Annotated in this window: 25 protein-coding genes and 1 pseudogene; 9 read left to right on the top strand and 17 right to left on the bottom strand. The window is 53.1% G+C overall.

What is annotated here, in order from left to right; translation table 11 throughout:
* The coding region (locus tag ABJQ89_RS09110; RefSeq protein WP_348495935.1) for a cytochrome c biogenesis protein CcdA at positions 1-374 on the bottom strand (374 nt) is incomplete at its 3' end.
* Positions 375-443: 69 nt separating this feature from the next.
* On the opposite strand from ABJQ89_RS09110, the gene ABJQ89_RS09105 reads away from it, so the two are divergent.
* From ABJQ89_RS09105 to ABJQ89_RS09095, 3 genes are all read left to right on the top strand, one after another.
* Positions 444-812: a hypothetical protein gene (locus tag ABJQ89_RS09105; protein WP_348495937.1), complete on the top strand. Its 369-nt coding sequence runs from the start codon at positions 444-446 to the stop codon at positions 810-812.
* A gap of 61 nt (positions 813-873) precedes the next feature.
* Positions 874-1,209 carry a metalloregulator ArsR/SmtB family transcription factor gene (locus ABJQ89_RS09100; protein WP_348495936.1) on the top strand — a complete coding sequence of 112 codons (336 nt, stop codon included), beginning with the start codon at positions 874-876 and terminating at the stop codon, positions 1,207-1,209.
* Between the two features lie 45 nt (positions 1,210-1,254).
* Complete coding sequence (locus tag ABJQ89_RS09095; protein ID WP_348495934.1) at positions 1,255-2,310, top strand: YeeE/YedE family protein; 1,056 nt, start codon at positions 1,255-1,257, stop codon at positions 2,308-2,310.
* A 77-nt stretch (positions 2,311-2,387) separates the two neighbouring features.
* Here the strand turns inward: ABJQ89_RS09095 and ABJQ89_RS09090 are convergent, their stop codons facing one another.
* From ABJQ89_RS09090 to ABJQ89_RS09080, 3 genes are all read right to left on the bottom strand, one after another.
* Positions 2,388-2,573 (bottom strand): hypothetical protein, encoded by a 186-nt coding sequence (locus ABJQ89_RS09090; protein WP_348495933.1) that lies wholly within the window; start codon positions 2,571-2,573, stop codon positions 2,388-2,390.
* A 183-nt stretch (positions 2,574-2,756) separates the two neighbouring features.
* Complete coding sequence (locus ABJQ89_RS09085) at positions 2,757-2,942, bottom strand: hypothetical protein (RefSeq protein WP_348495932.1); 186 nt, start codon at positions 2,940-2,942, stop codon at positions 2,757-2,759.
* Positions 2,943-3,087: 145 nt separating this feature from the next.
* Positions 3,088-3,699 (bottom strand): L,D-transpeptidase, encoded by a 612-nt coding sequence (locus ABJQ89_RS09080; RefSeq protein ID WP_348495931.1) that lies wholly within the window; start codon positions 3,697-3,699, stop codon positions 3,088-3,090.
* A gap of 163 nt (positions 3,700-3,862) precedes the next feature.
* Between ABJQ89_RS09080 and ABJQ89_RS09075 the strand changes: the two genes are divergently transcribed.
* Entirely contained in the window at positions 3,863-4,408 is a 546-nt protein-coding gene (locus tag ABJQ89_RS09075; protein ID WP_348495930.1) for a CAP domain-containing protein, read from the top strand.
* 14 nt (positions 4,409-4,422) lie between these two features.
* Here the strand turns inward: ABJQ89_RS09075 and ABJQ89_RS09070 are convergent, their stop codons facing one another.
* From ABJQ89_RS09070 to ABJQ89_RS09030, 9 genes are all read right to left on the bottom strand, one after another.
* Positions 4,423-4,917 carry a L,D-transpeptidase family protein gene (locus ABJQ89_RS09070; protein WP_348495929.1) on the bottom strand — a complete coding sequence of 165 codons (495 nt, stop codon included), beginning with the start codon at positions 4,915-4,917 and terminating at the stop codon, positions 4,423-4,425.
* Between the two features lie 82 nt (positions 4,918-4,999).
* Complete coding sequence (locus tag ABJQ89_RS09065; protein WP_348495928.1) at positions 5,000-5,782, bottom strand: ion transporter; 783 nt, start codon at positions 5,780-5,782, stop codon at positions 5,000-5,002.
* A 28-nt stretch (positions 5,783-5,810) separates the two neighbouring features.
* On the bottom strand, positions 5,811-7,031 hold the full coding sequence (locus tag ABJQ89_RS09060) for a class I SAM-dependent RNA methyltransferase (RefSeq protein WP_348495927.1): 1,221 nt from the start codon (positions 7,029-7,031) through the stop codon (positions 5,811-5,813).
* 7 nt (positions 7,032-7,038) lie between these two features.
* Positions 7,039-8,883 carry an ABC transporter ATP-binding protein gene (locus ABJQ89_RS09055; protein ID WP_348495926.1) on the bottom strand — a complete coding sequence of 615 codons (1,845 nt, stop codon included), beginning with the start codon at positions 8,881-8,883 and terminating at the stop codon, positions 7,039-7,041.
* Positions 8,880-10,715 (bottom strand): ABC transporter ATP-binding protein, encoded by a 1,836-nt coding sequence (locus tag ABJQ89_RS09050; RefSeq protein ID WP_348495925.1) that lies wholly within the window; start codon positions 10,713-10,715, stop codon positions 8,880-8,882. Before ABJQ89_RS09050 ends, ABJQ89_RS09055 begins: the two co-directional genes overlap by 4 nt.
* A gap of 26 nt (positions 10,716-10,741) precedes the next feature.
* Positions 10,742-11,329 (bottom strand): LysE family translocator, encoded by a 588-nt coding sequence (locus tag ABJQ89_RS09045; protein ID WP_348495924.1) that lies wholly within the window; start codon positions 11,327-11,329, stop codon positions 10,742-10,744.
* Positions 11,326-12,471 carry a CCA tRNA nucleotidyltransferase gene (locus ABJQ89_RS09040; RefSeq protein ID WP_348495923.1) on the bottom strand — a complete coding sequence of 382 codons (1,146 nt, stop codon included), beginning with the start codon at positions 12,469-12,471 and terminating at the stop codon, positions 11,326-11,328. Before ABJQ89_RS09040 ends, ABJQ89_RS09045 begins: the two co-directional genes overlap by 4 nt.
* Positions 12,468-13,067 carry a CoA pyrophosphatase gene (locus ABJQ89_RS09035; protein ID WP_348495922.1) on the bottom strand — a complete coding sequence of 200 codons (600 nt, stop codon included), beginning with the start codon at positions 13,065-13,067 and terminating at the stop codon, positions 12,468-12,470. The genes ABJQ89_RS09040 and ABJQ89_RS09035 overlap by 4 nt, the downstream gene beginning before the upstream one ends.
* Positions 13,060-14,037 (bottom strand): Hsp33 family molecular chaperone HslO, encoded by a 978-nt coding sequence (locus tag ABJQ89_RS09030; protein WP_348495921.1) that lies wholly within the window; start codon positions 14,035-14,037, stop codon positions 13,060-13,062. Before ABJQ89_RS09030 ends, ABJQ89_RS09035 begins: the two co-directional genes overlap by 8 nt.
* 76 nt (positions 14,038-14,113) lie before the next feature.
* On the opposite strand from ABJQ89_RS09030, the gene ABJQ89_RS09025 reads away from it, so the two are divergent.
* Positions 14,114-14,560 carry an NUDIX hydrolase gene (locus ABJQ89_RS09025; RefSeq protein WP_348495920.1) on the top strand — a complete coding sequence of 149 codons (447 nt, stop codon included), beginning with the start codon at positions 14,114-14,116 and terminating at the stop codon, positions 14,558-14,560.
* Here the strand turns inward: ABJQ89_RS09025 and ABJQ89_RS09020 are convergent.
* On the bottom strand, positions 14,554-15,819 hold the full coding sequence (locus ABJQ89_RS09020) for a SpoIIE family protein phosphatase (protein WP_348495919.1): 1,266 nt from the start codon (positions 15,817-15,819) through the stop codon (positions 14,554-14,556). The two genes, ABJQ89_RS09025 and ABJQ89_RS09020, sit on opposite strands and share 7 nt — an antisense overlap.
* Before the next feature lie 145 nt (positions 15,820-15,964).
* On the opposite strand from ABJQ89_RS09020, the gene ABJQ89_RS09015 reads away from it, so the two are divergent.
* Positions 15,965-16,294, top strand: coding sequence for an Hpt domain-containing protein (locus ABJQ89_RS09015; RefSeq protein ID WP_348495918.1), 330 nt, complete (start codon positions 15,965-15,967; stop codon positions 16,292-16,294).
* A gap of 20 nt (positions 16,295-16,314) precedes the next feature.
* Here ABJQ89_RS09015 and ilvA read toward each other — a convergent pair whose 3' ends face one another.
* Positions 16,315-17,553, bottom strand: coding sequence for a threonine ammonia-lyase IlvA (gene ilvA / locus ABJQ89_RS09010; protein ID WP_348495917.1), 1,239 nt, complete (start codon positions 17,551-17,553; stop codon positions 16,315-16,317).
* Positions 17,554-17,669: 116 nt separating this feature from the next.
* Here ilvA and ABJQ89_RS09005 point away from each other — a divergent pair, with 116 nt between their 5' ends.
* Together ABJQ89_RS09005 and msrA are read left to right on the top strand one after the other, a co-directional pair.
* On the top strand, positions 17,670-18,887 hold the full coding sequence (locus ABJQ89_RS09005; RefSeq protein WP_348495916.1) for an argininosuccinate synthase: 1,218 nt from the start codon (positions 17,670-17,672) through the stop codon (positions 18,885-18,887).
* 158 nt (positions 18,888-19,045) lie between these two features.
* Positions 19,046-19,708: a peptide-methionine (S)-S-oxide reductase MsrA gene (gene msrA, locus ABJQ89_RS09000; RefSeq protein ID WP_348495915.1), complete on the top strand. Its 663-nt coding sequence runs from the start codon at positions 19,046-19,048 to the stop codon at positions 19,706-19,708.
* On the opposite strand, the gene ABJQ89_RS08995 is transcribed toward msrA, so the two are convergent.
* On the bottom strand, positions 19,705-20,580 hold the full coding sequence (locus ABJQ89_RS08995; protein WP_348495914.1) for a ribokinase: 876 nt from the start codon (positions 20,578-20,580) through the stop codon (positions 19,705-19,707). The genes msrA and ABJQ89_RS08995 overlap by 4 nt on opposite strands.
* A gap of 18 nt (positions 20,581-20,598) precedes the next feature.
* A complete protein-coding gene (locus ABJQ89_RS08990; RefSeq protein WP_348495913.1) occupies positions 20,599-22,854 on the bottom strand; it encodes an NADP-dependent malic enzyme in 2,256 nt (751 codons plus the stop codon).
* Positions 22,855-23,013: 159 nt separating this feature from the next.
* Between ABJQ89_RS08990 and ABJQ89_RS08985 the strand changes: the two are divergent.
* Positions 23,014-23,816 (top strand): annotated as a pseudogene (locus tag ABJQ89_RS08985) (DNA mismatch repair protein MutS); the annotation flags it as partial.

Below are 23,816 nucleotides of genomic sequence, written 5' to 3'. Positions count from 1 at the left end.
CCGCCAGCATCGGTACCCAATTGTCGATACAAAATACCAATGCGCAGCACCCCGAGAAAATGTAGCCCCATCACAATTATGATTGCCGCAGCGATCCATCTTATAATGTCGAAATAGGCGCGCACCGCCTGACCGAAGGTTGTTGCAACAGCGCCCAAACCCATGAAAATCGTGATAACACCCGCCGCAAAGAAGCAAGCGGCGACAACCGCGCGCCGCCGCGTTCGCGCATCGATCTCTGCCTCTGCGGAGATTTGGTTCATCCCAACGCCCGCGAGATAGCTAAGATAAAACGGGACAATCGGCAAAATGCACGGGCTGAGGAAAGACAAGAGGCCAGCAAAGGCAGCACCAACAAAGGTAATCTCCATCATATTGGGCATCCTATCTTGTACAATTCACATATTCATATTATGTATTTTAATAATCAAGGACCAAATTTCATGTCACTGCGTCACATCATCTTCAGCGCTTTTTTTGCCCTCACCACAGCCGTTCAAGCTGGGGCTGATCCAATGTTGATTATGGTCGAAGAAGAGGGATGCCTCTGGTGCGCACGTTGGAACAAAGAGATTTCTGAGATCTATCCAAAGACATCCGAAGGCAAAGCAGCGCCGCTCAAACGCATCGATATTCACGACAAAAGACCGGCGAATATCACCTTTGCGCGCCCTTTAAGTTTCACGCCAACTTTTGTCTTGGTCGTCGATAATCAAGAGGTTTCTCGCATTGAAGGTTACCCGGGAGAGGGCTTCTTTTGGGGCTTACTGGCCCGAATGCTGAATGAAACTAAGATTGAAGTATCGGGCTAAGACACGTATAGGATCATCAATGGAATTAACGAGCAATCCTGCTGTAAAGGCTGAGAAAACTATGGGTCTTCCTGTTTTTGATACCGACATGTGCGCGGAAGATATGGATCGCATGGCCGCGAATGCCATGAAAGCTTCGAACTTTTTGAAAGCGATCGGCCATGAGGGTCGCCTTATGATCCTCTGTCACCTCGCCTCTGGCGAAAAATCAGTGACCGAGCTCGAAGACCTCCTTTCCGCGCGTCAGGCCGCCGTGTCACAGCAACTTTCACGCTTGCGCCTCGAGGGGCTGGTTAACCCCCGTCGCGACGGGAAAGCCATCTACTATAGTCTCGCAGATGACCGTGCCAAACAAATCATGGAAGTCGTCTACGATCTCTTTTGTCGCGAAGAGTGACACGCAGCATTTCCCACACGACGTGCCATCGGTTGAAAGCCTCCGATGCTTGAGCTTTTTTCAGAACCTGTCCTCGTTTCGCTGGTCGGCCTGTTTGGCGGCATCTTGCTTGGCCTTGCCGCCCGTATCGGGCGCTTCTGCACGTTAGGCGCTATTGAAGACCTCTATTACGGCGAAAACACCCTGCGCCTACGCATGTGGGGCATCGCAATTGGCGTCGCGATCATCGGTACCTTTGGCCTCTCCGCGATGGGTGCGCTTGAATTGCCGGACTCGCTCTATCTCGCGCGTAGATGGAACCCATACGAAAGTATCGTTGGCGGCTTGGTCTTTGGCTACGGCATGGCCTTAGCGGGCAACTGTGGCTACGGCGCATTGGCACGGGTTGGCGGGGGTGATCTTCGCTCTTTGTTGATCGTGCTAATCATGGGGCTTTCGGCCTACATCACCCTTGGTGGACCGTTGTCCAATCTGCGCATTTCGGTCTTTGGCGAAACCACTGAATCAGAGAGCGTTCAAACCTTTGCGCATGCTTTTTCTGACCTAAGCGGCTTCAGCGTGGAAACGATTGGCACCACGATAGGCTTGGCCATCGTCGCGCTAACCCTGTCACATCGCGGGATGCGCACATCGCCGTCCTATACGCTCTGGGGCGCAGTCGCGGGCCTTGCCATCGTGTCAGGCTGGGCAGGTACGCAGTGGGTCGCGAGCAACGGCTTCGACGCAACACCTGTGATCAGTCACACGTTTTCAGCTCCGATTGGGGAGACCATGCTTTACCTGATGACCTCGTCCGGCAATGTCATCAGCTTCGGTGCAGGCTCGGTCGGTGGTGTACTCATCGGAGCTGCGGTAGGCAGCCTCTACAAGGGCCACTTCCGCTGGGAAGCTTGCGATGACCCGCGTGAGCTACGTCGGCAGATCCTCGGCGCTTGCCTTATGGGCGTTGGCGCGGTTGTGTCCGTTGGGTGCAGCGTTGGGCAAGGCCTATCTGCCTTTTCAACCCTCGCATTCAGCGCACCCTTAACACTAGCCTGCATCATGATCGGCGCGGCAGTAGGGTTACGCCAGCTCATTCTCGGCTTCGGGCCTACCGCCTGAATAGACCCCCTCCAACAACAAAACACAAAAAAGGCGACGCCGAAGCATCGCCTTTCAAAACAGTTCTAAGCTTGAGCTTAGGACGCTGCTGCAGCCGCTACAACGGCAAGGATCAGCAGTGGAACAAGAATACCAGAAGAGGAAGAACCGGCCTTCGCCTCATCTTCAATGATAATTGGCTCAATGATTGGCTCAGCAAGGTTACCAGCGAATGCAGTGGATGCAGTGATGGACAGCGCGGCAGCGAGTACGATTTTCTTCATGGTCTTTTCCTAATTAGATTAATGGTCACTCCGCATCGACCTGCAGTAAGCCGTTACCCACGGAGCCCTCTTTCTAAATGAAGCAGGAAATGAGCCATTTGACAAATATTTATTAATTTCAAATAGAAAAAGGGCGGATCCTTGCGGAACCGCCCTCTTAAGCAATTAGTTCTAAGCGTGAGCTTAGGAAGCTGCTGCTGCTGCTACAACTGCAAGAATCAGCAGTGGAACCAGGATGCCGGAAGAAGAAGAACCAGCTTTTGCTTCTTCAACGATGATTGGCGCTTCAATGATTGGAGCAGAGATGTTGCCGGCGAATGCTGTAGAAGCAGCGACGGACAGTGCAGCAGCGAGTGCGATTTTTTTCATAGTAATATCCTCTAGAATTCGCTCATTGCCATTGAACAGACAACAAGCACCCAAGACTTAAACCTCGTGGTTTGTTCTAAACAGTTATTTCGTCAGAATGCAAACCCATCTTTTGGCGTCATAACTTAAGATCGCCTATATGTCGTCAAATAAGCAACACTTGCGTACCGACCTTCGTCAAATCAAACAGTTGCGCGATGTGTTCATTGTACAAGCCAATGCATCCATTCGACGAGCGACGTCCAATTTTACGCGTATCATGCGTGCCGTGGATTCGATAATAGGTCCAGCTCAGATACAATGCGTGTGTTCCCAACGGGTTATCCGGACCTGGCTCAACAACATCTGGCCATTCAGGATTACGCTTTTTCATAGACGGTGTTGGACGCCATGTCGGGCCAACAACCTTACGGGTGACTTTCGTACGACCCTTTTTCGTAAGCTCAGGCGTCAAAGGCACCGAAGAGGGGTACAAACGATATGTTCCGCCATCTTCGGACCAGTAGTGCAGCGCGCGACTGGAAATATCGACAAGCACAGCGCCGTTTTTCAGATCAGAAAAATATGGACGCCAATCTAGCGTGCGAAAGCTGGAAATGTTCCGGCGCACCGCTTGGCTGATGTCTTCTTCAATTTCAACCGAACCATTGCTCGGCAAAGCCGCCTGCTGTGCAAACGCAGGAGCAGCAAGCGCAGCCGCACCTGCAGCGCTAATAAAGCTGCGTCGATTAAGTACTTTCTTCAATTCACTACTCATCAAATTCTCCAATCCAGACAGATGGCTTTTCGGCCCTTATTATGGCGCGAAAGCCTCACTCGCAATTCAAACCGGCGTGATAATGCGATTCTACACCGATTGTGGGTTTGAATCGCAACGCATTGGGCGTTAGTGCTATTTCAAAGCAGATGAGGCACACACTATGAAGCGTATTAGTTTTCTACTTTTTTCAGCGGCACTCGCCCTTTCTGCATGTGGTGGTTCACAACAAAGCACGCTCGCACCTGATGGCAAACCACTGCCGAAAGTTTATCGTATTGGCGCCAACGAAGGCCCTAAAATCCAATTCCGTATGTTGGATTCAGTAAACTCGCTCCGTCAAGCGTCTGGCGCTGCACCTTTGCAACTTGATGCAAAACTCAACGCAGCAGCGGCAACACATTCCCGTGATATGTCTGTCCAAAACCGCCCTTGGCACTTTGGATCTGACGGATCATCCCCAATCGATCGCGTGCGCCGCGTCGGCTATTTTGGCCAACTCAAAGGCGAAAACATCTCTGAAACCTACGAGACCGAGCTGGAAACGCTAGGCGCGTGGATGCAAGATCAGCCAACCCGCGACGTTATTCTTGATAAAACAGCAACCCACATGGGCTTCTCTTACTTCCAAGAATCCAACGGCAAGATTTGGTGGACTCTGGTGACAGGTGCACCGATCAGCAACACCATCAACCTTGCGTCGAACTAAGGCTCAGACCCCAACTACGGATAAATAGAGATCGGCGTGCCATTCTTAACCATGGCATAGATCCGTTCCATTTCCTTATTGCTCACGGCAATACATCCAGCGGTCCAATCAGGACCAGCCTTGGCATATCTGTCAGGGCGCCCGTGAATAAAGATGTCACCACCTGGACTTACGCCCGCAGCTCTGGCTTTCGCAATATCCTGAGCGTTCGGGTAATCGATCCCAAGCGACAGATGAAAGCTAGAATTGGGATTGCGGCGATCAATGATGTACTCGCCCTCTGGCGTGCGCCCGTCGCCTTCTTCAAACTTATGTTCATACGGGGCAAAGCCCAGATCAATGTCATAACTCCGAAGCGCTTTCCCTTTATGCATTAAATGCATTTTGCGCTGCCCTTTGAAGACAATCACACGGGTCACCTGCGGTCCATTATAGCTCTTAAATTTGCTGGAACAGGCCGACAGCATCAATGCCGCTGTCGTCGATAAAATCAAAAAACGTCTATTCATAAATTCACTACCTAAAATAGGGCGGAATACCTGCTTACTACTTAAACGGTTTCGCCCAGCGCTCCAAAGGGTTTCGGAGCATCTAACGTTCTTTTGAATCCACAATCTTCTTCAAAAGCACCTCAATCGCCTCAAGTCGCGCAACCACGTCATCCCGATAGGCATCGGTGCGTTCAACATCTTCTTCCTGATGCGCGTCCTGCATAGAGTTCACAATCAGACCAACCAGAAGGTTCACAACCGCAAAAGTCGTTACCAGAATAAAGGGCACAAAGAACGCCCATGCATAAGGATAGACCTCCATCACGGGTCGCACGACACCCATGGACCAGCTTTCCAAAGTCATAATCTGGAAAAGCGTATAGCCCGACTGCCCAAGCGATCCGAACCACTCAGGAAAGGCATCACCAAAAATCTTCGTCGCAATGACAGCGCCAATGTAGAAAATAATCGACATCAACAGAAACACGCTGCCCATACCGGGAAGCGCTGTGATGAACCCTTCCACAACGCGGCGCAGACGCGGCGCGGCGGACACAACCCGCAGCACGCGCAAGATACGAAGCGCACGCAAAACAGAAAACGCATCAGCTGCAGGCACCAAGGCAATACCAACAATCACGAAATCAAACAGGTTCCACCCATCTCGGAAGAACCGAGCGCCACGCGCTACCAACTTGGCCGCAATTTCAGCCACGAAAATCGCAAGGCAGGCTTTATCAAGGAGCGAAATCAGACCGCCCATCTTGGCCATAACACTTGATGACGTCTCAAGCCCGAGCACCACAGCATTCACCAGAATGACGCCAATAATAAAGTTTCCGACCATAGGCTGATCGAGCCATTCATCCAGTTTCTGCTGCATCTTATTCCCTAGGAAGCTGCCAGTCGCGCTACATATGGGAGCGCACGAACTTCGCGGCAAGCTCTACATGCGAGGACCAGCGGAATTGATCCACAACCTGCACCCATTCCAGTGCAAAACCTGCCTCAATGAGCGTTTTTGCATCACGCGCAAAGGTCACAGGATTACAGGACACATAAGCGATCTGCTTCAATTCGCTTTTCGCCAACTTAGCCACCTGTGCATCTGCGCCAGCGCGGGGCGGATCAAGCACCGCAAAATCGAATTGCTTCAGCTCATCCGGCATCAAGGGACGACGGAAAAGGTCGCGCGCAACGGAAACCACTTTTTTCAAGTCAGTCGCCTTGCGCCAACCCGCATCGAGCGCAGTAATCATGCTTTTCTCACCCTCAACGCCCAGCATTTCCGACCGCTTCGCCAAAGGCAGCGTAAAGGTGCCGCAACCCGCAAACAGATCAACACCGCGCGCGCCCTCAACAGCGTCCATCACCGCTTGAGTCAACACGTCTTGCCCGTGCTGGGTCGCTTGTAAAAATGCGCCGGGCGGCGGCGTAACCTTGGCCGCGCCAAACACCTGATGCGGTGGATTGCGCATACCGATGACTTCATCATCCCACGTCAAACGCGCCAGACCATGCTTTTCCACAATCCCCGAGAGCGCGAGCGTCAATTCGCGGTCCAGCGGCTTGCCGCCCTTAACGAGCACATCTAGCCCAACCTCAGACAGCGTGACATTGACCGACATCTCGCCTTTGCGCGATCCGCCGATCTTGGCCAGATCATCCATCAACGGGTTTATGTCTAAAATCTCAGGAACAACCAGTTGGCAATCAGGCGTCGTAACAACCGTGTCAGAGCCGCGCGCATGAAAGCCCCAGAGCGCGCCCTTCTTCGTACGCCGCACGGCAAATGTCGCACGACGTCGGCTTTGCGCGGGCGACGTCGCCATCGCACGAAACTCGGTTTCGATCCCATGCGCCTCAAGCGCGCTTTGAACGATCTGCTGTTTGTAATCCGTCACAAACGGCTCAGCCGCGTGCTGCAGCTGACAGCCACCACAGCCTTTGTAGTGTCTGCATATGGCTGCAACGCGCAGATCGGACGGCTCGACGATTTTTACATCCGTCAGTCGATCACCATCGCGCACGCCTTGCACACGTTCCCCCGGCAAGGTCCGTGGTACAAAAATCGGCCCAGCTGCGATCCCGTCGCCCTGATGCCCCAAACGTTCAATCAAATAGTCTTCCATGGCCGCTCTATACAGGTTCCTCACCAGAACGCACATCGATAAACCCACCCGACTGACGGTTCCAATACCGCGCATAAAGCCCGTCTTGCGATAACAGGCTATCGTGCGTGCCATCCTCCACAATCCGTCCAGCTTCCAGCACGATAATGCGATCCATTTCCGCTAATGTCGAAAGGCGGTGCGCAATCGCGAGCACTGTTTTGCCCTCCATCGCACGCTCAAGCGCAGCTTGGATCGAGGCTTCGACCTCACTATCCAGCGCACTGGTCGCTTCGTCCAACACAAGGATCGGCGCATCTTTCAAAATAGCGCGTGCAAGGGCGATACGTTGGCGCTGACCACCCGACAGCTTCACACCGCGTTCGCCGAGATGTGCATCATATCCCTCGCGATCATTGTTATCGCGCAAGTCAGCGATAAAGCTGTGCGCCTCTGCCTGCTCAGCCGCATGGATCATGTCAGCCTCGGTCGCGGAATGGCGGCCATACAAAATGTTCTCGCGCGCGGAACGGTTGAACATCGCTGTCTCCTGCGTGACCATTCCAATTGCACGTCGTAGAGAGGTCTGTGTGACGCTCTCCAACGGCTGTCCATCAATCAAGATACGACCCGATTCCGCTTCATAGAGTCTAAGGAGCAGAGAAACCAAGGTCGATTTACCCGCACCAGAAGCACCGACGATGCCAACCTTTTCACCTGCCTCGATCTGCAGATCGAGGCCACGCACACCGCCAACAGCACCGCCGTATTGGAAGTCGACGTTTTCGAAATGGATCGCGCCCTGTTTCACTTCCAGATCGCGCGCATCGAAGGCGTCTTCAACGCGCACAGGATTGGTGAGCGTGCGCATACCGTCCTCGATCTCACCCACGTTCGAATAAATCGCCATCAAGGTAAACGACACCCAACCCGTCATTTGCGAAATGCGGATAGACACAGCACCAGCCGCCACAATATCACCCGGCGTCGCCTGACCCTTTTGCCAGAAATAAATCGACGCACCCATCAAGATCACCGGTAAAACCCCAGCGATGATCATCAGGCACAGCCGGAACGCAGCCGCGAGCCAGCCATAGTGCAATGATTGATCCCGAAACTTGCCCATCGCTTGCAGTGCGACTTCGTCCTCATGCGCATCATGAGCGAAGAGTTTCACAGTCTTAATGTTCGTTATCGTATCGACCAACTGCCCCGACACCATCGCACGGGCGCCTGCACGGGTAGCAGCACGCGCTCGAATGCGCGGCAGAAACCAACCGATCAACGCGAAATACCCGATCAACCAAAGCACAAAAAGCGCCGCAACACGCCAATCAATCGCCCCAAGCAGCGCGAAGCTGCCCACCAAAGACGCCAGTGCGAAGGCAACGACGTTGATCGTTTCAGATACAACATCCGTGACCGCCCGCGCTGTTTGCATTTGCTTTTGCGCGATGCGGCCAGCGAAATCATCGTCAAAGAAGGTAACCGATTGCCCTAGCGACCAACGATGCAAACGCGATTGCACTAACGTTGCGACATTGGGCATCACTACGACATGGTTCGCGCCAGACGACAGCGCAAACATCACAGGGCGCGCGATCACAAAGAAAGCCACAGCAAGCGACATCATGACCACGTTTGATGTTGTTAGGAAATTTTCCGCCCCCGTGCCAACGACCGCGTCAATCACAAGGCCTAGGATATAGGCCGTGCCCGCCTCCATGGCGCCCGCGCCAGCAGACAGCGCCGCCGCCAAGATCAAGATCGGCCACGATCCAAACAAGCACCAACGCACAAATGCCCACAAACTACGTGGCGGCGATCCATCCGCAGCGCGAAAGGGTTCAATCCAATTTTCGATCTGTCTCATACATCCTCGGCATTCAGGAAGCCGCCCGACTGGCGCGCCCAGAAATCTGCATATAGTCCGCCCTGCGCCAAAAGCGCGTCATGACTGCCATCTTCGACAATTTTTCCTTGGTCCAAGACCAAAATGCGATCCATCCGTGCAATCGTGGACAGGCGATGCGCAATTGCGATCACGCTTTTTCCCTCCATCATTCCATAAAGCGTCTCTTGGATCGCTGCTTCCACTTCGCTATCCAGCGCGCTTGTCGCTTCATCGAGCAAAAGGATCGGCGCGTCTTTTAAAATGACGCGCGCAAGGGTGATCCGTTGCCGCTGACCGCCCGACAATTTCACACCGCGTTCGCCCACCTGCGCATCATAGCCCGTGCGCCCCTTTGAATCCGCGAGACCAAGAATAAATTCATGCGCTTCTGCCTTCTTCGCAGCGGCAATCATCTCTTCCTCACTCGCCTCAGGGCGGCCATACAGAATGTTGTCGCGCACGGAGCGGTGCAACAGCGCGCTGTCTTGCTGCACCATACCAATCTGCACACGCAAACTGTCTTGGGTCACTTTCGCAATATCCTGATCATCGATCAAAATGCGCCCCGCATCTGCGTCGTAGAACCGAAGCAACAATTTGACCAAAGTGCTCTTGCCCGCACCAGAACGACCAATCAAACCAACCTTTTGTCCCGGTTCAATTGTCAAAGAAACAGTGTCTAAACCGCCTGTTTCGCGCCCATAGTGATGGGACAAGGCATCAACATTGATCCGTCCTTCGCGAAATTCAAGTGCCTTCGCGCCGCCGTCATCTACCAAGGCAATTGGCTGCGCAATCGTCTGCATGCCCTCTTTCACAACTCCAAGCTCACGGAAGAAACTCGTCAGCGCAAACATGATCCAGGCGGTCATAGAATTCAAACGCAGAACCAAGGTTGTCGCAGCAGCAACAGCACCAACCGACGCCAGTTCTTGCGACCAAAGCCAGATAGACCCACCCACAACGCTGACGACCAAAAGCCCGTTCAAAATGACAAGCATTACATCCATCTTTGTGAAAATGCGCATCTCGACTTGCAGCGACCGACGCGTGTTTTCGATCGCTTCTTTCGCGTATTCCAGTTCTTGCGGCCCATGGCTGAACATCTTTACCGAGTGGATATTCGTATAGGCGTCCACCACACGGCCCGTAACCGTGGATCGCGCATCGGACGCAGCTTCGGACGCTGGTCCAACCCGTTTGATTGTCCAAGCGACCAGCAGAAAATACAGCGCCAACCACATGATCAAAGGCACCGCCAAACGCGCATCGGCATTAGCGAGCAAAAAGGCAGCGCCAATCACATAGGCCAGCGAAAACGTCAGTGCGTCGAAAATCTGAAAGACCGCCTCACCCGCAGATCGCGGTGTCTGCATGATCCGGTTCGCAATGCGGCCCGCAAAATCGTTTTCAAACCAGCCCACCGATTGACGCAACACGTGCTTATGCGCGCGCCAGCGAATAAGCCCACCAAAATTCGGCAAAATCGCATTGTTGAGCAACGCCACATCAATGCCCTGCAGAACGGGGCGGACAATCAGGATAAAGAGCGCGACAATAAGAAACTCAGTTCCATAGGTTTGCCACACCAATGCGGGATCCCCTTGCAGGATATCAACGACGCGACCCATGTAGGAAATGAGCCATATTTCAACCGCAGCAACCACTACGGACATAATCGCCGTAATGATAAACAGCCGCTTAAACGGCTGCGCATAGGCCATCATAAAGGGCCACAGCTTGGTCGGCGGCGTGTCGGTGTCAGCGTATTCCACATAGGGATCAACAAGGCGTTCAAAGAAACCCAGCATCGCGGTCAACTTTCGTATTTAAGTTGCTAGACGAAAACCATGAGCGAAAAACCAGCCAAGGCCAAGGCCATAACGCGCATGAAAACGCGCCATGCCAGTGGTGTCGCCAAAAGAAACGTCAGCAAAGCACCCGCAGACGTCCAGAACATGCATACGAAAAAGTTAATACCAGAGAATGCTGTTCCCAAGCGCAGCGCCTCCCCCAAGGGATCAAGTCCCGCTGGATAAGCAGAGATCGCTGTGAGCGCGACCGCCCAAATCTTTGGATTGATCCATTGGAACAAGACCGCTTGCATAAAGGTCATGGGCGCGCCGGCGCTATCAGCGCCCTTGGGTTTTGCATTCCAAAGCCCCCATGCCATCCACAAAATCCAAAGCGCTGCGAGAATCTTTAACAAAAGCGTCAGGCTTGGATACGCCAACAGAAGCGTGCCCAACCCAAAACCGGTGAGCCCAGCAATAACCCCAACGCCCAGCGCAACACCCAAAAGATGCGGAAACGTCCGCCGAAAGCCAAAGCGCGCACCCGACGCTGTGAGAAGAATGACGTTTGGACCAGGCGAAAAAAGACCGAAGAAAACGAACAGATACAATGGGTCGGAGAAGAGGATCACCCGAGCAATTCTTCGCGCGAGAGGGAGAAATCAGACGTGATCCAATCCGCTTCTAACTGCTTCAATTTTTCGCCCAGCGCGCGGCCCGATAGGTCCGGTAGGTCTGCAGCCTTGATTGGAAACTTGGCTGAATCTCCCTTGTTAGACTCTGAAACTGTATCCAATGCGACAGGTTGCTCGAACAGGGACGCCCGCAACATAAGCACATCAATCGCTATGTCAGCGCCGTATAGATACCCAAGATGCGCCGCGGACTTCATAGTGCCAAGTTCGTCACGTAAAATGGCCCACTGTTTGCGCTCCACCTTGCTGAGGCGCAACGTATCTTCATCATTCGGCTCGGCCAAGATTGCTAGTCTACGAATAGCATTCGGCGCGCGACCGAGGGAGGTCTCATGGTGAACAAGCGGGGCAAGATAACGATCATCCGCGCCCTCCAAAACTGCGCCAAGAACACCGGCGCTACGCATTGACGCAACAGCGATAGACGGATCATGTGCGCCGAGAAGTTTCTTCAATTCGGCGCCTACGCGTTCGCGCGACAGTCCCTCAAGCCCCTCCAAATTTTCAGCAACGGCTGCCAACCCTTCCCTATCAATCCCAAGCGCTGGATCGCCGTACCAAGCGGTAAACCGAAAGAACCGCAAAGAGCGTAGATAATCCTCGCGAATACGCTCTTGCGCATCTCCGATGAACCGAACATGGCGCGCCTCTAAATCAGGCAGGCCATTCAATGGATCAAGGACGCTCCCATCTGGACGCGCATAAATCGCGTTCATCGTGAAATCACGACGCGCTGCGTCTTCTTCAACGCTCTTGGAAAACCGAACCTCTGCATGACGACCATCGGTTTCAACATCGCTGCGAAAGGTCGTAATTTCATGCGCGATGCCATCAGACACCACGGTAATCGTGCCGTGATCAATGCCTGTCGGAATAGCCTGCAATCCTGCCTTCTCGGCGCATCGGATCGTTTCTTCAGGATGGGCATCCGTGGCGATATCGATGTCCGAAACTGCAGTTGCTAACAACGCGTTGCGCACACAGCCCCCAACGAACAATGCTTGATACCCGTTTTGGGTAAGCGCGGCGCAAACGCGTTGGGTCGCTGGCTCATCTATCCAAGCGCCAGAAACGATCATTTTGGCTCCAACAGCTCAGCAAATGTTCTGAGCATCCGCGCCGTTGCGCCCCAGATATAATAAGGGCCGAAAGGTATCGTATAGTAATATCGCCGCTTCCCACGCCACCGCCGCGATTGGATTTGAAAGCGTGTTGGATCAGTCAAAAACGACAAGGGCACTTGGAACACTTCCGCGACTTCACCCGCTTCGGGATTTACTTGAAATGGTCCCTTCAGAACGCCAACGATCGGAGTCACGGTAAACCCTGTCACCGTTTCATGGGTCGGCAATTGACCGATAATTTCCACATTTTCTGGCGGTAGGCCGACCTCTTCATCAGCTTCGCGCAGCGCCGTTTGAAACAAGTCCGCATCACTGTCATCTTGTTTGCCGCCCGGAAATGCAATTTGTCCCGGATGATGTTTGAGAGCGCTGGAACGCATCGTCAAAATCACGTGCCATGCGCCTTTTTCTTTGATCAGGGGAACAAGCACTGCCGCAGCGCGCAATTTGCGCCCTTCAGGTAAAGAAATTTCAGGATTAAGATCAAAATCTGACGAAGGCGCATGGTCCTTCGTCAGTTGTTTGCGAATATGATCGATGGCCTCAGGCATTTGCCTCGAACCCAACGGTCGCCGGGTCCAGATCATAATGTGAACCGCAAAATTGACAATCTGCGGTAACGCGGCCCTCTGGCGTCGTCATCGTTGCAATATCTTGCGCGGAATAGATCGACAGGCTTTGACGCACGCGATCTTCGGAACAGGTGCAGCCAAAACGCACTGGCTGCGCGCCATAAACTCGCGGCGCTTCTTCGCTAAACAAGCGCAAAAGCAAAGTGTCCGGCGTGACGCTTGGACCGATCAATTCGAGTTCTTCAACTGTATCCAGCAGAATATTCGCACGTGACCAGTTTTCACCATCGTCGCCATCTCCCGCAACATCCGCCGCAGACAGCAAACCAGCATCGCCCGTCGCTTCCGTCGCTACGGATGGAGAAGCCTTAGGCATGTGTTGCAACATCACGCCGCCTGCACGCCAATGTGGTTCACTCTCTTCAGTAGAAACGCCAAAGCTCAACTCAAATCGCGTTGGGATTTGCTCTGATTGCGCGAAATAAGCTTCTGCGCAGGCGCGAAGCGATCCACCCGCGATCGGCGTGATGCCTTGGTACGGCGTCATGTCCTGACCCTGATCGATCAATATCGCGAAATAGCCTTCACCAATCTGATCAAACGGTTTTTCGTCTGTTAACCGATCCGCATCATAGGTCGCATATGCACGGATGCGCGCAGGCTCTCCCGCCTCTGTCGGGCCATAATAGTCCGTTGCAATCATGCGCACTGCGCCTTTTGATTGCACCTGAAGGGATAATTTCCAACGCAAATCAATTGTTTGACCAATCAACGCCGTCAGCAATGCCATCTCGGCAACCAGCGCCTCAACAACAGGCGGGTAGTTATGTTGCTTGAGAATACCTTCCAAGACTCCGTCGAGCCGCGCAACGCGGCCACGGATGTCTGAAGCATCCAATTGGAAGGGTAGGACTGAATCGTCCCATGCGAGTTTTTGTCCGAGTGACATAGGCTTTCCTTATGCGCAGGCTCTTGGCATACCGCGCCTATATAGTCGCGGCAAGCGCAGGTCCAAGGGTAAGCTCATGATCAAACGTTTCGGAACCCCTCCAAAGGCAAAAAATAATCATCGGCTACGCCCGGGTGCCTATGCGGTTCTCGTCCGCGACAATCAAGTTTTGCTCACGTTTCAGGAAGAGCCGAAGCCCGAGTACCAAATTCCTGGAGGTGGTATCGACGCCGGTGAACACATCATCCCAGCGCTTAGGCGCGAAATCCTCGAAGAAACCGGTTGGGGTATCTCTACGCCCTTACGTTTGGGTGCTTTCAGAGAATTCACCCACATGCCTGAATACGGGTTTTGGGCCGAAAAACTTTGCCACATCTACCTCGCCAGACCCGCAATGCGGATGGGCGAACCTACCGAAACAGGGCATCACAGCAAATGGTGCACATTTGATGAGGCATTAGATCTTGTCCCCAATCCAGGCGCTCAGCATTTTTTGCGGTCTGTATTGCGAACCTATTATTGAGGTCGGTATTCATAAAGTGCAGCTGACACATCGTCAGGAAAACCTGCATCATCCGCAAACTCGGTCAACTTCCACACCAATGCTTCCAATAGCTGAGGTCCCGATACGCCTGCCAGTTCTTTCATAAGGCGTTCAAACCCTTCTTCACCAAGCATGACATCATTTCGATCTGGACATTCTGTAATCCCATCTGACGACAAGAGCAGTTGATCACCTGGCTCTAGTTGAACCTGAAACTCTTCAAATTCCACACCGTCAAACAGTCCAACAGGTAGACCGCCAGTGCCATCTTGCTCAATGGTTCCGTCTTTTCGTCTAACAAGCGGATGGGGGTGGCCCGCTTGGCACATGGTTGTTAGGCCAGTTTCCATATTCGCCAACGCGAGAATGACCGTAAAATAGTGGTCCGTTTCCATTTCCTCGAGCACAATGCGATTTAAATCAGCAACGACATCGGCAGGAGGACGGGCGCAAACCGATCCGTTTTCACAATACTTCAGCGCAATGTTCTGCTCTGGTGATGGCGAGCTGAGATAACCCGCAAGGCGCGCTGTCATGAGAGCAGAGCTGATACCATGACCCGAAACATCGATCGCGAAGAATCCAATTTCCTTCTCTGAGATCGGAAAATAGCCAACCAGATCCCCCCCGACATGCCCAGCAGATAGAAGTGTGAAAGACAGGTCTGCGTTCTCAAACTTCCTGTATCTTTCCCGAACCAGAGACTGTTGAAGCTTCTTCGCCTCTATCAAATCTTGATTAAGGGAATCGTGAACAGCGCGCAATTGCTCCAGCGTGTCAGAGACAACCTTGGTCTGACTAATGAGTTCGCGTTGCATTTGAATGATGCGCTCACCAGCCGCCAAACGCGCACGCAATTCGGTCCCATTGACCGGCTTCGACAAAAAGTCATCGGCGCCACTTTCTAATCCTTCTGCAACGTCATCTTTGCCATTTTTGGACGTCAAAAGGATAAAGTAGCCATAACCTTCACGCGGCATTTCCTTGAACGCATGACAGAATTCAAGGCCATTCATTTCTGGCATCATCCAATCACTCAGGACCATATCAGGCGGCCAGCCCAAAGAAACATCAAGCGCCATCTTACCCGATTCGGCTTCGCGCACCTCGTACCCCATACGCGTTAATGACGCTGAAAGAATCTTCCGCTGTAGGCGGCTATCATCAACAATGAGCACCTTGATTTTCTGGGCCAGATCGCTCTTTTCGCTCGCCTCTATCTGTTGAATTGCATTCACATACCGTTCCTTTCGACCCCCTCGTTAAGCGCTAGGTTTTAAGGAAAGGTGAAAACTAAAATTCGAAATTCATCCAAACGGAAAACTCAAAAGAGAAACCAAATCTTCATCTTTGTCCCAGACACTTCAGATCACAGGAGGCGACATGATTGACTGGGCACGCATAAGTGAGCTGCGCGATGAAATAGGCGCAGAGGATTTTGAAGAGGTTGTCGAACTCTTTCTCAGTGAAGTGGAAGAGCGTCTTGATGTTTTGAGCGCAGACAAGCCAATTCCTGAGCAGGAAGAGGATATGCACTTTCTTAAAGGAAGTGCGATGAACCTTGGTTTCGATCAGCTCGCAGCGCTCTGTCACGAGGGGGAAAAAAGCGCCAACTCTGGTGTGAGCGTGACAGGACTAAAGGCCATTATTGAAACCTATGAGACTTCAAAGTCGGAGTTTCTGTCTAAATTTGACACAACCAGAGCGGCTTAAGCCGCAATACCACTCTCAGTCTAAATCAAAAATTGCGCCAGATTTTCATCATCCGTGATGTCGGTATAGGTGAAACCAGCAGCCTCCAGTTTAGCCAAGAGTACATCGAAGTTTTGCGCAGACGTTGTTTCCAAACCAATCAAAACAGAACCGAAGTTTCGAGCTGACTTTTTTAGGTACTCAAACCGGCTGATATCATCATCTGGCCCTAAAATACCGAGGAACTCCTTTAAAGCACCGGGTCGTTGCGGCATGCGCAGCACGAAGTATTTCTTCAAACCGGCGTATCGCTGCGCGCGCTCTTTGACCTCAGGAAGTCGCTCAAAATCAAAGTTTCCACCAGAAGCGATGCAAACAATTTTTTGACCTGAAATTTGCTCGCGCACATCTTTCAACGCATCCAGCGCAAGCGCACCAGCAGGCTCTAAAACAACGCCCTCGATGTTCAACATCTCTAGCATTGTGATGCAGACCCGATCTTCGCTGATTTGAATCGTATCGGATATCGACACACCCTTTAATCGCTCGAAAGTGCGTGCCCCTATTTTGCCAACGGCAGCGCCATCCGCAAAGGTGTCAACGTGATCAAGGTTAACAGGTGTTCCTGCCTTCAACGCTGCATGCAAACAAGCGCCGCCCATCGGTTCAACAAAGTTCAATTTACAACGATCTTCAACGTAACTGCGCACACCCGCAGATAACCCACCGCCACCAACGGGGAGGATGATGCGGTCCGGCATGCCGCCAAGTTGGGCTTCAATTTCAACGGCGACGGTTGCTTGACCCTCAATCACATCCTCATCATCAAAGGGCGACAGAAAATACCCAGCCACCTCTTCGCAATATCCCTGCGCCGCGCGCAGCGTATCGTCGAAATAATCGCCTACCAGCTTAATCTCGATATGCTCTCCGCCAAAAATGCGGGTCTTGTCGATTTTTTGTTGAGGCGTTGTGACGGGCATGAAAATCGTGCCTTTCACTTTGAAATGCTTGCTCATATAGGCGACGCCCTGCGCGTGATTGCCGGCGCTGGCGCAGACGAAATGCCCTTTGTCAGGGTCGCTCGCCAAAACCTTGCGCATCGCATTGAAAGCGCCGCGCAATTTATACGAGCGCACAGGCGATAGATCTTCGCGTTTCAGCCAAATGTCGGCACCAAATGTTTCGGACAAATGGACATTGCGTTGCAGCGGCGTAGGCGGCAGCACCGAACGAATGGCGTGCTCCGCAAGGATCGCCCTATCTTGAAAACTGGTCATTTTCTGTGTCTGACGCAGCGCAGGCGCGCTTTCAAGCACATAACGCCCCACCTGACCTTGCCCAAGGCTGCAAAAAACGATATCGCGCGCACAAATTCTCCTGAAAGGAAACCGCGATGACTGCGCCAAAGAAAGTCGTTCTGGCCTATTCCGGCGGCCTCGACACCTCGATCATTTTGAAATGGCTTGAGACTGAGTATGGCTGTGAGGTGGTGACATTCACCGCCGATTTGGGTCAAGGCGAAGAGCTGGAACCAGCTCGTGCCAAAGCCGAATTGATGGGTGTCAAAGACATCTACATCGAAGACGTTCGCGAAGAATTTGTGCGCGACTTCGTCTTCCCGATGTTCCGCGCCAACGCGCTGTACGAGGGGCTTTACTTGCTCGGCACATCTATCGCGCGCCCGCTGATTTCCAAACGCTTGATTGAGATCGCGGAAGAAACCGGCGCAGATGCCATCGCGCACGGCGCGACAGGCAAAGGCAACGATCAGGTTCGTTTCGAATTGGCCGCCTACGCGCTCAACCCAGACATTAAGGTTATCGCGCCTTGGCGTGAGTGGGACCTGAGCAGCCGGACCAAATTGCTCGGCTTCGCGGAAGAGCACCAGATCCCAATCGCAAAAGACAAACGCGGCGAAGCGCCGTTCAGTGTCGATGCGAACCTGCTGCACACATCTTCCGAGGGTAAAGTTCTGGAAGACCCAGCTGTCGAAGCGCCAGACTATGTTTATCAGCGCACCGTCAGCCCTGAAGAAGCGCCAAACGATCCTGAGTTCATCGAAATTGGTTTCGAGCGCGGCGATGCTGTTTCCATCAATGGTGAAGCGATGAGCCCAGCAACAATCCTGACCAAGCTGAACGAGCTAGGCGGCAAGCACGGCATCGGTCGTTTGGATTTCGTTGAGAACCGTTTCGTCGGCATGAAGTCACGCGGTATCTACGAAACGCCGGGCGGCACTGTCTTGCTTGAGGCACACCGCGGCATCGAGCAAATCACACTCGACAGCGGCGCTGGCCACCTCAAGGACAGCTTGATGCCACGCTATGCTGAGCTGATTTATAACGGTTTCTGGTTCAGCCCAGAGCGTGAAATGTTGCAAGCGGCCATCGATAAGAGCCAAGAGAATGTGACAGGTACTGTGCGTCTCAAGCTCTACAAAGGTTCCGCAACAACAGTTGGTCGTTGGTCAGATCACAGCCTCTATTCAGAAGCGCACGTCACCTTCGAGGACGATGCAGGTGCATATGATCAGAAAGACGCAGCGGGCTTCATTCAGTTGAACGCACTTCGTCTCAAGCTCCTTGCAGCGCGAGATCGCCGCGTAAAGTAAGTCGACCACTTTGATTAATATTAGACGGCGCTACCTTGCAAAGGGTGGCGCCGTTTCTCTTTGAACTCGGTAAACTTCATTCACCAACGCGTGACATCACGCCTCTATGATTGATTGCACTTAAATCGTGACGCAACCTTCTCTCAAAGGAGTAACAAATGTCACGATTCCACACGCTCAAAGCCGGACTTCTCGCCCTTCTCATCGTTGCGGGATTCACGGTGCAAGGTAAGCCCGCGCATGCGGCAGAAACTGAAACCATCATCGTCGCAGGTGGATGTTTTTGGTGCGTGGAAAGCGACTTTGAACGCGTGACAGGCGTGATCGATGTTATTTCCGGTTATGCAAGTGGCACGCTTTTGGATGCGACTTATACCAAAGACACAAACAAACGGTCTGGGCGATATGAAGCTGTGCAGATCAAATTCGATCCTAATTTAGTGACGCGCGCTCAGCTATATCACCTCTATTTCCGCTCCATCGATCCAACTGACGCTGGCGGTCAATTTTGTGATCGCGGCGAAACCTATCGGACTGCAATTTTTGTCCAAGACGACGCACAAAGCAAAGAAGCAGTTGCCGCAAAGCATGAAGCACAAAGCGCGCTTGGCCGCGACATCGTCACCCGTGTTATCCGTGCGAAAACCTTCAGTAAAGCGCAGAGCCATCATCAAGACTACTATAAAGGGTCAAACCTAGTCGTGACCCGGTTTGGTACGATCAAACAATCCGACGCCTACAAACGCTATCGCAAGGGGTGCGGTCGGGATGCGCGGGTGCAGCAGCTTTGGGGGAAAAACGCCCCCTTTGTCAGCCATTAAAGACCAGCGAATTCCTCGACCTCTTTGAGGTCCGGAATAACGTCAGCAGTACCAAAGCGCGTCACCATCAACGCCGCAGCGCGCGTCGCAAGGGAAATCGCCTGCCCCATGGATAGCCCGCGATCCAACGCAGAGAGCACATAGCCAGTGAACGTATCACCAGCGCCCGTCGTATCGATCGGCGTAACTTTCAGCGCATCGAAGTGCTGATCAACGCCATCTGCTTTGCTGATCCAACGCGCACCTTTACCGCCCAGCGTGATGACAATGTCAGCCACATCTAGCTGCTCGATGGATTGGTCCAGCGCGGCCTCTAACTGCTGCGCTTCCACCTCGTTCAGAATGAGGAAATCGAGATACGGAAGAACGGCTTTAACAGCACTCGCATCAAAGGGAGCAGCCGCATAGCAGACCCGAAAACCCAATTTAGAGCCTAGTTTGACCGCAAATTCCTGCGCGTTGGTTTCGTTTTGAGTGACGAAGATATCGCCTGCCTTGCCAATCGAAAGGGCCTGATCAATAGCGGGCTCTTCGATATCAAAGTTTGCACCGGCCAGAAGCGTGATCGCGTTTTCACCTGCCTGATCGACATTGATGATCGCATGGCCCGTCGGCGCGCTCGACTGCGCTATATGGCGTGTATCGACGCCATATTCCATCAGGCGATCCCGCGCCCAAAGACCGTCACCACCAACCGCGCCGATATGCGCCACATGGCTACCTGCGCGCGCTACGGCAACGGACATGTTGGCACCTTTGCCGCCAAGACCAGTTTGCATGGAAAGCGCCGCCAGTGTTTCGCCCGCACCAGGGAGGTGCGGAACGTTGTAGACATGATCGGCGTTGATCGAACCCAGATTGAAAACAGTCATACGTGCCCCTTGGCGCGATTAGTCGACCTTACAGGACGCCAGAACCGCCATGTTCAGAATGTCATTCGCAGTCGCCACAGTCGAACAAATCTGGATGGATTTGTCTACGCCGCTGAGGATCGGGCCAATGACGGTCGCATCGGCAAGCTCTTGCATCAATTTGACAGAAATGCTCGCAGAGTGACGCGCTGGAACAACGAGAATGTTCGCAGGGCCGTTAAGACGGGAGAACGGGTACTGCTCTGCTGATTTAGCATTCAGAGCAACATCAACGGTCATCTCGCCTTCAAACTCAAAATCAACGCCGCGCTTTTCTAGCACGCGAGGGGCAAGATGCATCTTTTCAGCGCGTTCAGAGACCGGATAACCGAAGGTCGAGAAACTGACAAAGGCAACGCGCGGCTCAAGGCCAAGATGACGCGCAACGCCAGCGGCGCGCTCTGCGATATTCGCCAAATCTTCCTCATCTGGCCATTCGTGGACCAGCGTATCCGCCACAAGAACAATACGCCCCTTGTGCAAAATCGCCGTCACACCAACAGCGCCATGTTCCGCATCCGCGTCAAAAACATGGTTCACCAGTTCGAGAACATGCGCAGACTTGCGTGTTGCACCCGTGACCAAACCGTCCCCATGACCATGGGCCAGCATAAGAGAGGAAAAGACGTGGCGATCACGCGTCGCGAGACGGTGAACATCGGAGCGATCAAAGCCCTTACGCTGCAAGCGCTCATAAAGGTAATCTTTGTACGTATCCAAATACTGCGTATTCGCGGCGTTAACGATTTCGAGCTCGCGATAGGCATCGCCCATACCCGCTGCTTCCAGCTTTTCCTTCACGTCGTTCTGACGACCCACAACCAGCGCTTTGCCCAATCCACCACGTTGATACATGACCGCTGCACGCAAGACGCGCGGATCGTCGCCCTCGGCAAAGATCATCCGCGCCTGCGCAGAACGCGCTCGGGCGTTGATGCCGCGCAAAATGCTCGCAGTTGGGTCCATGCGGGACTTCAACGACAGCTCGTAGCCATCCATGTCAATGATCGGACGACGCGCCACGCCAGTATCCATCCCAGCCTTCGCAACAGCTGGAGGAATACGGTGGATGAGACGGGGATCGAATGGCGTTGGGATGATGTAATCACGGCCAAAGGTCAGGTTCTTGCCGTAGGCGAGCGCCACTTCATCCGGCACATCTTCACGCGCCAATTGCGCCAAAGCATGGGCACAAGCGATCTTCATTTCGTCGTTGATCGCACGGGCGTGAATATCCAGAGCGCCGCGGAACAAGTAAGGGAAGCCCAAAACGTTGTTCACTTGGTTCGGATAATCGCTTCGCCCCGTGGCAACGATCGCGTCAGGACGCACTTCATGTGCATCTTCTGGCGTGATTTCTGGATCCGGGTTCGCCATGGCGAAAATGACCGGATTATCCGCCATGCTGATCACCATGTCTTGGGTCACAGCGCCCTTCGCGGAAACACCAAGGAAGACATCACAGCCCTTCATTGCGTCCTCAAGCGTGCGCAATTCAGTGTTCGCCGCATGCGCCGATTTCCACTGGTTCATACCTTCGGTTCGACCTTGGTAAATCACGCCCTTTGTGTCGCACATGATGCAATTATCATGCTTGGCACCCATCGATTTCAACAGCTCTAGGCAAGCAATCCCAGCTGCGCCAGCGCCGTTCAAAACGATCTTAACGTCTTCGATCTTCTTGCCGGACAAATGCAGCGCGTTGATCAAACCCGCCGCACAGATAACCGCAGTCCCGTGCTGGTCATCGTGGAAAACCGGGATATCCATCTCTTCTTTGAGCCGCTGCTCAATGATGAAACACTCAGGCGCTTTGATATCTTCAAGGTTAATACCGCCAAACGTTGGCCCCATCAGACGAACCGCTTCGCAAAACTTATCGGGATCTTCTGTATCAAGCTCAATATCGATGGAGTTCACATCGGCAAAGCGTTTGAAGAGAACCGCCTTCCCTTCCATCACCGGCTTAGAGCCAAGTGCACCGAGATTACCCAAGCCAAGAACCGCTGTACCGTTAGAGATAACCGCGACCAAATTGCCCTTGTTGGTATAGTCATAGGCGAGTTCTGGGTTTTCAGCGATTGCTTCACATGGAACAGCAACGCCTGGTGAATAGGCCAAAGACAGGTCACGCTGGGTCGTCATCGGCACCGTTGCGGTGATCTCAAACTTGCCCGGTGTCGGCTCTAGGTGGAACGCGAGCGCGTCTTCATCGGTGATCTTTTGCTTTGCCATTATAGTACGGTCCTTCTCCCATTAAGGCCGTGTATCGCATGCTTTCTGATCGCTCAACTCCCCGTCGGTTTTTGCCTTTCGTCCCTGCCCTCTCCCAGCTAGTCTGCGCGCCAAGATCAGGGGACTTTCATGGCTGCTACCAAACCCACCGTCACACCAATGATGGCGCAATTTCTAGAGATCAAAGAGGGCTATCCAGACGCTCTTTTGTTCTATCGCATGGGCGATTTTTACGAGCTGTTTTTCGATGACGCTGTTGCCGCATCCGAAGCCCTCGACATTGCGTTGACGAAACGCGGAAAGCACGAAGGCACTGAAATTCCCATGTGCGGCGTGCCCCATCATGCGGCTGAAGGATACCTTTTGACCCTGATCCGCAAAGGCTTTCGCGTCGCTGTTTGCGAGCAAATGGAAAGCCCGGCAGAGGCCAAGAAACGCGGTTACAAATCCGTTGTTCGCCGCGAGGTTATACGGCTCGTTACACCCGGCACTTTGACCGAAGAAAGCCTGCTCGACGCACGTCGCCACAACTACCTCGCCGCTTATGCAAATGTGCGCGGTGACGGCGCGATGGCTTGGGCAGATATGTCCACAGGCGCGTTTCACGTGATGCCACTTAGCGCGGTACGTCTTTCACCGGAATTGGCGCGGCTTGCACCCAGTGAAGTCATCGTTTCGGATACAGAAAGTGCCGAAATCATCAATTTAGTATCTGAATCTGGCGCATCTATCTCACCGCTCTCGCCCAGTGCGTTTGACAGCACCCATGGCGCAAAGCGTGTCTGTGATATCTTTGAAATCGCATCTCTTGATGCCTTTGGCGAATTTGGCCGACCTGAAGTTTCGGCCATGAGCGCGCTGATCGAATACCTCGAAATCACGCAAAAAGGGAAGCTGCCACTCCTGCGTCCACCGCAAAAGGAAAGCAGCGGCGGGACCATGCAAATCGACGCCGCAACACG

Origin of the sequence: Planktotalea sp. (genome assembly GCF_039984035.1) — a bacterium.
GTDB lineage: Bacteria > Pseudomonadota > Alphaproteobacteria > Rhodobacterales > Rhodobacteraceae > Planktotalea.
Note: the sequence above shows the minus strand (reverse complement) of the source record. Positions and strands in the feature narration are given on the sequence as shown.

Excerpts from the sequence above, each read along its gene's own strand:
- ABJQ89_RS09105 (WP_348495937.1), top strand. The coding sequence starts at position 444 with ATGTCACTGCGTCACATCATCTTCAGCGCTTTTTTTGCCCTCACCACA.
- ABJQ89_RS09100 (WP_348495936.1), top strand. The coding sequence starts at position 874 with ATGGGTCTTCCTGTTTTTGATACCGACATGTGCGCGGAAGATATGGAT.
- ABJQ89_RS09095 (WP_348495934.1), top strand. The coding sequence starts at position 1,255 with ATGCTTGAGCTTTTTTCAGAACCTGTCCTCGTTTCGCTGGTCGGCCTG.
- ABJQ89_RS09090 (WP_348495933.1), bottom strand. The coding sequence starts at position 2,573 with ATGAAGAAAATCGTACTCGCTGCCGCGCTGTCCATCACTGCATCCACT.
- ABJQ89_RS09085 (WP_348495932.1), bottom strand. The coding sequence starts at position 2,942 with ATGAAAAAAATCGCACTCGCTGCTGCACTGTCCGTCGCTGCTTCTACA.
- ABJQ89_RS09080 (WP_348495931.1), bottom strand. The coding sequence starts at position 3,699 with ATGAGTAGTGAATTGAAGAAAGTACTTAATCGACGCAGCTTTATTAGC.
- ABJQ89_RS09075 (WP_348495930.1), top strand. The coding sequence starts at position 3,863 with ATGAAGCGTATTAGTTTTCTACTTTTTTCAGCGGCACTCGCCCTTTCT.
- ABJQ89_RS09070 (WP_348495929.1), bottom strand. The coding sequence starts at position 4,917 with ATGAATAGACGTTTTTTGATTTTATCGACGACAGCGGCATTGATGCTG.
- ABJQ89_RS09065 (WP_348495928.1), bottom strand. The coding sequence starts at position 5,782 with ATGCAGCAGAAACTGGATGAATGGCTCGATCAGCCTATGGTCGGAAAC.
- ABJQ89_RS09060 (WP_348495927.1), bottom strand. The coding sequence starts at position 7,031 with ATGGAAGACTATTTGATTGAACGTTTGGGGCATCAGGGCGACGGGATC.
- ABJQ89_RS09055 (WP_348495926.1), bottom strand. The coding sequence starts at position 8,883 with ATGAGACAGATCGAAAATTGGATTGAACCCTTTCGCGCTGCGGATGGA.
- ABJQ89_RS09050 (WP_348495925.1), bottom strand. The coding sequence starts at position 10,715 with ATGCTGGGTTTCTTTGAACGCCTTGTTGATCCCTATGTGGAATACGCT.
- ABJQ89_RS09040 (WP_348495923.1), bottom strand. The coding sequence starts at position 12,471 with ATGATCGTTTCTGGCGCTTGGATAGATGAGCCAGCGACCCAACGCGTT.
- ABJQ89_RS09035 (WP_348495922.1), bottom strand. The coding sequence starts at position 13,067 with ATGCCTGAGGCCATCGATCATATTCGCAAACAACTGACGAAGGACCAT.
- ABJQ89_RS09030 (WP_348495921.1), bottom strand. The coding sequence starts at position 14,037 with ATGTCACTCGGACAAAAACTCGCATGGGACGATTCAGTCCTACCCTTC.
- ABJQ89_RS09025 (WP_348495920.1), top strand. The coding sequence starts at position 14,114 with ATGATCAAACGTTTCGGAACCCCTCCAAAGGCAAAAAATAATCATCGG.
- ABJQ89_RS09015 (WP_348495918.1), top strand. The coding sequence starts at position 15,965 with ATGATTGACTGGGCACGCATAAGTGAGCTGCGCGATGAAATAGGCGCA.
- ilvA (WP_348495917.1), bottom strand. The coding sequence starts at position 17,553 with ATGACCAGTTTTCAAGATAGGGCGATCCTTGCGGAGCACGCCATTCGT.
- ABJQ89_RS09005 (WP_348495916.1), top strand. The coding sequence starts at position 17,670 with ATGACTGCGCCAAAGAAAGTCGTTCTGGCCTATTCCGGCGGCCTCGAC.
- msrA (WP_348495915.1), top strand. The coding sequence starts at position 19,046 with ATGTCACGATTCCACACGCTCAAAGCCGGACTTCTCGCCCTTCTCATC.
- ABJQ89_RS08995 (WP_348495914.1), bottom strand. The coding sequence starts at position 20,580 with ATGACTGTTTTCAATCTGGGTTCGATCAACGCCGATCATGTCTACAAC.
- ABJQ89_RS08990 (WP_348495913.1), bottom strand. The coding sequence starts at position 22,854 with ATGGCAAAGCAAAAGATCACCGATGAAGACGCGCTCGCGTTCCACCTA.